The organism is Metaprevotella massiliensis (assembly GCF_900241015.1).
On the sequence record NZ_LT965938.1, the window covers coordinates 1 to 8503 of the forward strand.

Sequence of the window (8503 nt, forward strand, 5' to 3'; positions counted from 1 at the left end):
CGACTATCAAATCGCCAATAACCGCCACGCCAGGGCGATAACCAAGGAACTTCTTGTATGTAGGCTTTGCATCATACTTCTCTGTCTCTATGAACTGGTGGTCGAAATCAACATCATACATCTCACCCTCTTTCAGTTGGCCAGATGCAAATATACAATTGAGCAATAAAGTATTGAGAGTGTCAGCCGTATTAAAATCGTAGGTCTTGCCCATATCTGATGTGTATGAAATGTTTTCTTGCGTCAACTCCTTTATCGCTCTGAGGATAGTATCAGAGCTACAAGTGCGAAGTGTCGGATGAAGCGAGAGGTGGTTCATCAAATGAGTAGTGACATACTCAATACATGAACCGCCACAGAAGTAGATACTCGTGAGAGAACGTTTTCGTTAAGCCAGATGAGCAGAGTTAAGCTTGCTTGAACTCTGCCATGGCGAGAAAACGAAGGATAAAATCCAACGGATTATTTCGTTGTACTGATAACCGAACGATCCACACCTTAGACCGAGGGTTGAGTCGATTACAGATGATAATGTGGAGTCAAATTGCTCCATGATTGAAAATAATCCACCAAAAGGAGTGAGTCTCTCAGATTTAATTTGTATCTTTGCCATGTCTATCGTCGGATTCTCTTGTTTTTTTTGCAACACTAAGATAAGTGAAAATTCTGACATGGCAAAATCCTGAGCCGCTCGGCTCTGCCGCTTGACTTGTTCAAGAACTTTTTGTTGCTCAGGTACTTAAAAAGTTTAATTTATAATAGTGTTGCGGAATTAAGGGAATAAACAACATAAATGAGATGAGAAGTTTTCTGTTGACTATATTATTGAGCATTTTTATACAGCAGTCTGCTATATGCCAGAGCATTATAAAGTATTATACCAATATTCGGGATTCATCAAGAATATCGAATTCTTTCTATGGGTACAATCTTTGTGACATAAGACGTAAAAAAAACGATTTATATAAAATTCTCACAAGACTTTCAAAAGATAGTTTATCTGAAGTATTTATTCTTAGATGTGATAAAATAATGAATGACATTACCATCTCTGTCCAAAATTGGGAATATAAAGATTTACCACCAACCAATATGGAGGTATATGGTATTTTCAAAACATCTAAAGGAAAAGATTTTTTTATATGTTATGATAGTTGTGAAAGTATAAAAGTTGTAAAGAAGATATTTCGGAAGATAAAGCAAAAAAACTTCTATCAAATAGAAGTAGAGGTCTTACCAAACGATATATATATAATCAAAAATGATATGACAACGTATTACAATGGTTATTATAAAGGAGAATGTCTTATAACGAAGAAATTAATAATCAATAATAAAAAAATCTATTAATAATTCCCCAGATCGGGAGTTGCCAAAATAACTATCTGATAATAAAAATCCTCAAATCCGCAACTAAGCCCTTGAACGTCCTTATTGCGTTTACACGTCCTCTCATTACTGAATTTGCAGATAATTTGAACTTGAAGCACCCACTTCTGCCTACAATATCCCCTTACCCCACAATGTGAATTGAGGCAATACACAATATCATTCCCATAAGTTGTAGGCATTATCCAAAATCAGTCTGGAAAACATCTGCGTAAGCATTATTACAGGTATAGATATTCAGCACATACCGCCTTGATGTCCTGATCCACTTGGCTGGTACAGAGATAAACCTGAAGACAAACGCTTTTATGCGACTTGTTGTATTGAGTCCGAACCTCTTTACATCAAGTCTTTGGATAATGGCCTTGTAAAAGTTACGGATTATACCGACTATCAAATCGCCAATAACCGCCACGCCAGGGCGATAACCAAGGAACTTCTTGTATGTAGGCTTTGCATCATACTTCTCTGTCTCTATGAACTATAATGTGCTAAATTTGCCACAGAAAGTTACGATGTCTAATAACAGATTTGTGAAATACAAATACAGCGACTCGTGTGCGAATGGCAAATTGGAGGAACGCAACGACTATTACCCTTTCGGTGGTCTTATGGGCAAGGGCTTGAACGGCGATTTTCAATCCTACAAATACAACGGCAAGGAACTCGAACGCCAAATCGGTTTCGACATATACGACTATGGGGCAAGACGCTACGATGCCGCCACCTGCCGCTTCACCACGATGGATCCGCTGGCGGAGAAATATTACTCCACAAGTCCTTATGCGTATTGTGTGAATGATCCGGTGCGGTTTGTTGATCCGGATGGAAAAAAATAAAAGATCCTGATGGCATTGTTAAGAATTGTAAAAATCGACTATCCGGAAATATAAACAATTTACAAGAAATGATAAACATTAGTGCTGTAGAATAGAGTATAGGTGGAGAACTTATGTCTCTCTATAAAACTGCTTTAGAAGAAATATCTAAGTTGGAAAAATCAGATCAAGTATACACTATTTTTTCAGACAAGTCGAGTAAAGAAGAGGGAATGAGTTATGATATGGTTTCGGGTGAGGTTAAAATAGGTATTGGAAACAATAGCATTGGAATAGTAGGTCACGAATTGATACACGCTTATCAATATGAAGAGGGAAAAGTATCATTAGTTGTTGACAATTCAGGGTATGGACAGTTATATGATATTACAGATGAAACTAAGGCATATAACAGAGAACGTGCATTAGGTACGGGTATACAGTTTTTCCAAACTCCGAAAATTGTTGTAGATGGCTATCCTTTACAAATGAGTGATCGTGATGTTAAAACTTTTGGTAATTCAATGAGTTCGCCGGCATACCAAACTTTACCAAGTCGGTCAATAGATATTAAATCAAAAACTGGAAAAATGCTAAGACTGCAAACTAAGCAAGCTGGCAGTTTGGGTATTCTTATAAAAGAAGTTTATAAAGGTTGGCAAAAAGATTATCAAAAAGGTCAAAAAAAATAGAGTCTATGAGAAATGTAAAAATTTTATTAGGATTGTTTGTATTGCATTTGTTTGCATATTCACAGAATACATTTAATAAAAAAGATGTGTTTACTTATAAAACACCACATTATTATGAAAGTATAGAATTACTGGAAAATGGAAGCTTTGTTTATTATAATAGGTCGGAATTTATAAAGACTGAAGTAAAAGGAAATTGGCAACTACGAAATGATAGTATTCTTGTACTAGATAGCAGACCCCAAAGAAGCAGAATTACTGTTCTTGAATCTCGAAAAAGAAGTAAAAAAAGCACTTTTCAAATACGGAATACGGATAATCATCATATTCATTATAATCTATATTTAATTACAATTGAAAATGATACCTTAGAATATAAAGACCAGTTTGATAAAACCGCTGTATTAGGAAATTTTTCTTCATTTTACGTCGTGGACACCAAAGGGCAATATTACCCAACTTATAAAATACTTGGTTCAAGGTCTAACTTTTTTTATATAATGATAGAAGAGAAAAGAGTTTTTGAGAATGAGTATTGGAAATATTGTGGGGAATATATAGTTCCATTAGGAATAGATGGGAAATACTCAAACTATAAATTAGTTAAAAATCAAACTCTGTCTGATGAATGATATATGAACTTCTGATTATCAAGAAAATAAAATATTTTCTGTTTGTTTGATACAAAAAATAGTACTTTCGGATTTCTGTAAAAACGAGAAATAATATGATGAGTGATAATGAAATATTAGTATTTTTATGAACATGTTGCATTATATTAATGCTCATACTTGGAAAAGTGAATGGAATTAAAAAAATCTTTTCACATTTAATCCTATTCATGAGTTATACGCCATTTTTTGTTTATAATCTAATTTAACGTGAGTTCGACGAATTAAGAACAAAGCAAGTTGTGTATCAATGGTTCTTTGTACATTGATACACGGCTTCTTTGGAAACAAGCAATAGGCAGCAATGGCCCCTAATAAGTTGATGATGAAATTGTCAAAGCATCTATGCCTGGAGTGCTCTACCTGTGCGATGTTTTTAAGTTCATCATTCACAGTTTCTATAATGGCTCTTTTTCTGAGTAAGATTTTGTCAGAAACACTCATTAAAGCTCCTTTCATGTTAGTTTTCAATTTGGTAATAAGTTGTATTCCGTCAACGAAAAGCCTTTGAAAGAGGTTCTTGCCGATGTATCCCTTGTCAGCAACCCGTTTACCATATATAAAATCTATAAATGCTTTGTACTCCAAAGGCTTACGGTCATCAACATCTCCCGGCGTTATCATAAAATTGAGACCTATAGCTCATTTTGCAGGCTGAAAAGTGTCATGCCATTCGATATATAGGGTCTGCTAATTTATTTCTTTCATACAGCCTTGTGGTGTGGGTAATACAGCCTCCATGCTGTCAAAAATGCTCATAATTCTCTTTTGGAAGGTCTTCAAGCCCGATTTTTCGAAAATAAGATAAAGAAGTCCCCTTAGGAACTTCATGATGTTCTTAGCGAAGAAGCAAGCTCCTATCCAAGTGTCAGCCGTTTGATCAAGTTTCGCTCGGATGTCGTTGGCTCGGTAAACTCTCTTGGTTGTTCCAAACTCACAAATACAACTCGCTAAAAAGAGGGCAAGAGGATTTGTCAATACAGAAAACTTTAAGTATATGGTCTACTTCGTAACAGGTGGATTAAAACTCGATTACCCACATGAAACGTTATAGACCCAATATAAGATTAATCAAATTAATATATGGTGGAAGGATTATGAAAATCAAATTAAGTAATGTCATACGATATATTATTGTTTGCATAATATTGGCAGGATGTACAAATAACTCAATTTATCTTGATATTACCAACAAAGCGATATATACAAAACAAGGAAATGGTATTTATTATATGTTAATAGAAGAAGACGGATTAAATTACATGATGTATGATGTGGAACTTAGAAAAGATTCTGTAGCAGTTAATGTATTCTATTTCAATAGACATAATCCATCTTACAAAGTAGTTACGGCGCTACATCCCAAGGAAATGCAAATGATAAATCTCAAACCTTTTACAAGATACACAATAGAAAATCACTCAAATGGAGATAGAAATGGTGGTCGTGTTATTTTCAAAACAGATTCGTTAGGAAGACCATTAGTTAACACATACAAAGAATTGAATACTGTCGATGAAATTGTTTTGCATATGAACATGAACGGTAATTAGAAATTAGTAATGCTCCAAATCGGGAAATATCAAAATAATTATCTGATTATCAATATTCTTTTAAGATTAGGCACAGAGGCAGGGATAAATTCTCTGCCTTTTGCTATCTTTGCAAGAAAAGCTATGAACAATGAGCCAACGAGAAGTTTTTGGAACTTTATGCTCCAGATTAAAAGTTGAGTTTCTGTGTCCCTATTGCCACTCCAACAATATTATTAAAAGTTGTAGAAGTAGTACAGGTAAACAACGCTACCGATGTAAGAATTGCCGGAAGCGTTTTATTACCGACTACACATACAAAGCCTATCTTCCTAACATTGATAACTGACCAAAGAGGGATTGGGCAATCGCAGCACGGTACTAACGTTGGGTGTTATGATTTATCAGCATTCATTCTTGTTTACTCTCAAGGGATTTTGTCAGCAGCACTGCTTGCTGTTGCAGTCTAATAAGAAGTTGGGAATAGGTTTCGAGTTTGTTGAGCAGTGGTTGAGCAGTGGCGACAGAATGATAAGTATTGAGGGCTTTCACGGCTTCGTTGTATAGCACGCCTATCTTATGAGTCATGGCAACGATTTCGGAGAGTTTCTCCAAGTAAGGTTCTTTTGCAGGGTCTTGGGTGATGACCTTAAAGGCTTCACCTAAAAGTCTTGCTCGGACAAAATCACTTTTCGTTTTTGCTCCCGACTTGCGGTAGAGTCTGATAAGCTTCTGCTGGTCTTCAGAATTAGGTATCCTGATGTGCCATCTGTCCCATCTTGGGCAGGTGGCACATCTGCCGTCTGGCTTCTTTTGTTTCTGCTTTTTCATTGCTTTCTAATCACGACTTGGGAGTGATTTAATCCCCCTTTGGGGCAAGGGTCTTTGTGGTACAAATTGCAATTTGTGGTACAAAGACACACCTTGCTGATGTAGAAAATGGGATTATAAGCCCCTGCTGTGTTACTGCATTCATTGAATACAGTAACTCGGCGTAGGCTTGCATTCGAGGAATGCAGTAATTCAGTAATTCAGAGTTTCCTCCATCTTTCCACATCTTCCTTGTATTGGTCGAGGTGTTCCCGCAGTACCTGTTCGACATATCCCGAAACGCTCGCTCCATGCTCACCGATTCTCCGCACCACGAAGTCTAACTTTCGTTGGATTTCCTCTGATACATACACGGCTTTGCGGTGGCTGTTGCGAAAGGGCTGGAGATATTTCCCCAGAAACTCGGATAATTGCTTTCTGTCCTTTGTTTTTCCCATTCTTTGATGAAATTCTTCGGTAGAAGTAGCCCTTTCTGTTGGCGACAACGCTGTTTCTTGATAGGACGGTTGAGAAAAATCCTCGTTACTCTCCTTGTCATTTTGTTCCTCAACTTTATCAACAGGCTCAAACCTTCTCTTTTCCTCTTCATAATCGGAGGGCTGGTCAAAATCGGGTAACTCTTCGGGCTTGCGGAGCTTAACGCCATAATTTCCCATATCTCTAATGGCTTGTTCCAAGCGTTGTTTCCTTTTTTCATCTATTCTTGCCATAATTTCTTGGGTATCGGGTTATAGTGTTTTTCAAGCATGGCTTGTATGTCGCTCTGCTTGTAGAGTATCTTCCCTCCGATTTTGTAGAAAGGAAGCGTTCCTGAGTTTCTGTACTCTTGGAGCGTGCGTGTGCTGAGCCGTAATTGCCTGCACACTTCCTCGCTCGAAAGGTAAACCTCGCCATCTAACATCGGACGAGCTGTGGCACAATACCGCTCCAACTTCTTCAAAGTGCCTTCCATCAGTTGTGAAAACAACTGCATCTGAGGGTCTTCCCGCGTAATGATTTCATTCTCTGCCATAATTCATTCATTCTTTGATTTCAATCCTTGACTGCATTCAGCATTTCACTGATGTCGGTCTGTTTGTAATAACACTTGTGTCCAATCATGGAGAAAGGGATTTTGCCCGTATCTCGGTATGATTGTAGGGTACGCTTGCTGATGCCTAAACGCTTGCACACGGCTTCGTTGTCGAGCCATTGCTCGGTCTCAGGAGGATTACCGATGAGTTTCTCCACACGATGGATAAAGTCTGCAAATTCGGAGCGATGTCGCTCCCACGCTTTGCGGTCGATGATAATGAGTTTCATTGCCTTAATTTTGTTTTGATTACTTTATTGTTACTCAGCAAACAAACTGTTATGCAGTCCATTGCCGTACTTCTCGGGTACAAAAGTAAACCCTCGGAAGCACCGCTGCAAGAAATGAGGATAAGCAGGGAAATAGAGAGAAAGCAATAGAAAAACAAAGGAAATCCGTCTGTGTTATTGCGGTAATGAGATGAGGTGCCGGCTCGTTCCTTTTATTATCTTGTTGTTTTATCGATAATTCGATAGTTCGACAAATCGAGATGTCGAAGTGTCGATAGATAGTTTTATCGATAGATTATTTTGACGATATATAGTTTTGACAACAGATAGTCATGACAACAAATTGTACAAACAATAGATTGTCCGTATTATCGTCAGTCCTATCTGTTGTTAGTTGTTACGCCTTGCGTCCAAAGAGCCTGAGTATGCCGTATTCTTGTCGTGCCTATACTCTCTACGGCAGCCCTGCCCTGCAAGGTTGGGAGAGATGAATACGACCGCATGGATATAGAAAATGGCAATACCACCTTGAAACAGAAAAATCCTGCGGTGGAGATTCTTCTCTCCATCCGCAGGACTCGACCTTTCAGGGCAGACAGGCTGCCGTTGTACCTTTGCACGATAAGAAACGGCTTCAGGGGCTTTGCGTCTGCCTTTGCCTACAACGCCTTTGGGCTTGCTTCCTCCGTCAGTTTGACCGTTGGCAGATTGTTGCTCTCGATGAGCAGCACTATCGTGCCTGTGAGTTCGGTGTAAAGACGGCCGTATTGCTCGTCAGAAGCCAATGTGTCCGTCAAACCGAACTTGTCGAATGTGGCTTGAACAGCCTTATTCGCCAACAACAAAAGTGAAAGCCTCTCGGGGAGCGGTGCAGGAAGTTCCTTCTCAAATTCGTTCTCCAAGATGTAAACAAGGGTGTCATACTTTGAAAAGTGCAGTCCACTGAAAAGCACTTCACTTGCTATTCTTTCTGCTTCTAAATGGTTAAAACCTTGCGCCACGGCATCGCAGTAGGCGGTCAGTGCCATGTCGGCTCTTGCCGTGATAAACTCCGTATCACTCATTCTTTCGGGATGATGTTCACTCATATAGCTTTCCAACTTCAATCGAAAATAGGAAAGTTCCTTTTTGCTATTATCTGACCCCAGTTCGGGATAAGAAATAGTTCATAAAAAAGTTGATAGTCTCACAAATATTTTATATCTTTACAGTTGATTTACAACAAGTTACAAATATATTTAATATGACTACCGATTACAAAGTTACAG

13 protein-coding genes and 3 pseudogenes are annotated in these 8503 nt (G+C 38.2%); 7 read left to right on the forward strand and 9 right to left on the reverse strand.

Annotated elements, in window-relative coordinates; all coding sequences use genetic code 11:
- Nucleotides 1-613: pseudogene (locus tag C1709_RS00195) on the reverse strand (hypothetical protein); the annotation flags it as partial.
- Nucleotides 614-1032: 419 nt separating this feature from the next.
- Here C1709_RS00195 and C1709_RS00960 point away from each other — a divergent pair.
- Nucleotides 1033-1350, forward strand: coding sequence for a hypothetical protein (locus C1709_RS00960; RefSeq protein WP_007175505.1), 318 nt, complete (start codon nucleotides 1033-1035; stop codon nucleotides 1348-1350).
- Nucleotides 1351-1570: 220 nt separating this feature from the next.
- Here the strand turns inward: C1709_RS00960 and C1709_RS00205 are convergent.
- A pseudogene (locus C1709_RS00205) lies at nucleotides 1571-1786 on the reverse strand (IS1380 family transposase); the annotation flags it as partial.
- Between the two features lie 118 nt (nucleotides 1787-1904).
- Between C1709_RS00205 and C1709_RS00210 the strand changes: the two are divergent.
- The 3 genes from C1709_RS00210 (at nucleotide 1905) to C1709_RS00220 (ending at nucleotide 3531) form a co-directional block, all read left to right on the forward strand.
- On the forward strand, nucleotides 1905-2228 hold the full coding sequence (locus tag C1709_RS00210; protein WP_245836871.1) for an RHS repeat-associated core domain-containing protein: 324 nt from the start codon (nucleotides 1905-1907) through the stop codon (nucleotides 2226-2228).
- A 113-nt stretch (nucleotides 2229-2341) separates the two neighbouring features.
- Nucleotides 2342-2899, forward strand: a complete 558-nt coding sequence (locus C1709_RS00215) for a hypothetical protein (RefSeq protein ID WP_102284977.1) — start codon at nucleotides 2342-2344, stop codon at nucleotides 2897-2899.
- Nucleotides 2900-2904: 5 nt separating this feature from the next.
- Nucleotides 2905-3531, forward strand: a complete 627-nt coding sequence (locus tag C1709_RS00220) for a hypothetical protein (protein ID WP_102284978.1) — start codon at nucleotides 2905-2907, stop codon at nucleotides 3529-3531.
- 267 nt (nucleotides 3532-3798) lie between these two features.
- On the opposite strand, the pseudogene C1709_RS00225 reads toward C1709_RS00220, so the two are convergent.
- Together C1709_RS00225 and C1709_RS00230 are read right to left on the reverse strand one after the other, a co-directional pair.
- Nucleotides 3799-4203: pseudogene (locus tag C1709_RS00225) on the reverse strand (transposase); the annotation flags it as partial.
- A 57-nt stretch (nucleotides 4204-4260) separates the two neighbouring features.
- A complete protein-coding gene (locus tag C1709_RS00230) occupies nucleotides 4261-4548 on the reverse strand; it encodes a hypothetical protein (RefSeq protein ID WP_102284979.1) in 288 nt (95 codons plus the stop codon).
- 62 nt (nucleotides 4549-4610) lie between these two features.
- Here C1709_RS00230 and C1709_RS00235 point away from each other — a divergent pair, with 62 nt between their 5' ends.
- From C1709_RS00235 to C1709_RS01075, 3 genes are read left to right on the forward strand one after another with little or no spacing between them, the layout of a single operon-like run.
- Nucleotides 4611-5123 (forward strand): hypothetical protein, encoded by a 513-nt coding sequence (locus C1709_RS00235; RefSeq protein ID WP_180991366.1) that lies wholly within the window; start codon nucleotides 4611-4613, stop codon nucleotides 5121-5123.
- Between the two features lie 9 nt (nucleotides 5124-5132).
- Nucleotides 5133-5303, forward strand: coding sequence for a hypothetical protein (locus C1709_RS00965; protein ID WP_180991367.1), 171 nt, complete (start codon nucleotides 5133-5135; stop codon nucleotides 5301-5303).
- The gene (locus C1709_RS01075) at nucleotides 5254-5451 is read left to right on the forward strand and encodes an IS1/IS1595 family N-terminal zinc-binding domain-containing protein (protein WP_102284981.1); all 198 of its coding nucleotides are present in this window, start codon (nucleotides 5254-5256) and stop codon (nucleotides 5449-5451) included. The genes C1709_RS00965 and C1709_RS01075 overlap by 50 nt, the downstream gene beginning before the upstream one ends.
- Before the next feature lie 62 nt (nucleotides 5452-5513).
- Here the strand turns inward: C1709_RS01075 and C1709_RS00245 are convergent, their stop codons facing one another.
- The 5 genes from C1709_RS00245 to C1709_RS00275 all read right to left on the reverse strand — a co-directional run bounded on the left by C1709_RS00245 (nucleotide 5514) and on the right by C1709_RS00275 (nucleotide 8383).
- A complete protein-coding gene (locus C1709_RS00245; protein WP_102284982.1) occupies nucleotides 5514-5933 on the reverse strand; it encodes a plasmid mobilization protein in 420 nt (139 codons plus the stop codon).
- Between the two features lie 200 nt (nucleotides 5934-6133).
- Nucleotides 6134-6643, reverse strand: coding sequence for a DUF3408 domain-containing protein (locus C1709_RS00255; protein ID WP_102284984.1), 510 nt, complete (start codon nucleotides 6641-6643; stop codon nucleotides 6134-6136).
- Nucleotides 6631-6945, reverse strand: a complete 315-nt coding sequence (locus tag C1709_RS00260; protein WP_021825736.1) for a helix-turn-helix domain-containing protein — start codon at nucleotides 6943-6945, stop codon at nucleotides 6631-6633. Before C1709_RS00260 ends, C1709_RS00255 begins: the two co-directional genes overlap by 13 nt.
- A 20-nt stretch (nucleotides 6946-6965) precedes the next feature.
- Nucleotides 6966-7235 (reverse strand): helix-turn-helix domain-containing protein, encoded by a 270-nt coding sequence (locus C1709_RS00265; RefSeq protein ID WP_021825761.1) that lies wholly within the window; start codon nucleotides 7233-7235, stop codon nucleotides 6966-6968.
- Between the two features lie 659 nt (nucleotides 7236-7894).
- On the reverse strand, nucleotides 7895-8383 hold the full coding sequence (locus C1709_RS00275; protein WP_262494195.1) for a DUF1896 domain-containing protein: 489 nt from the start codon (nucleotides 8381-8383) through the stop codon (nucleotides 7895-7897).
- Nucleotides 8384-8503: the final 120 nt, after the last annotated feature.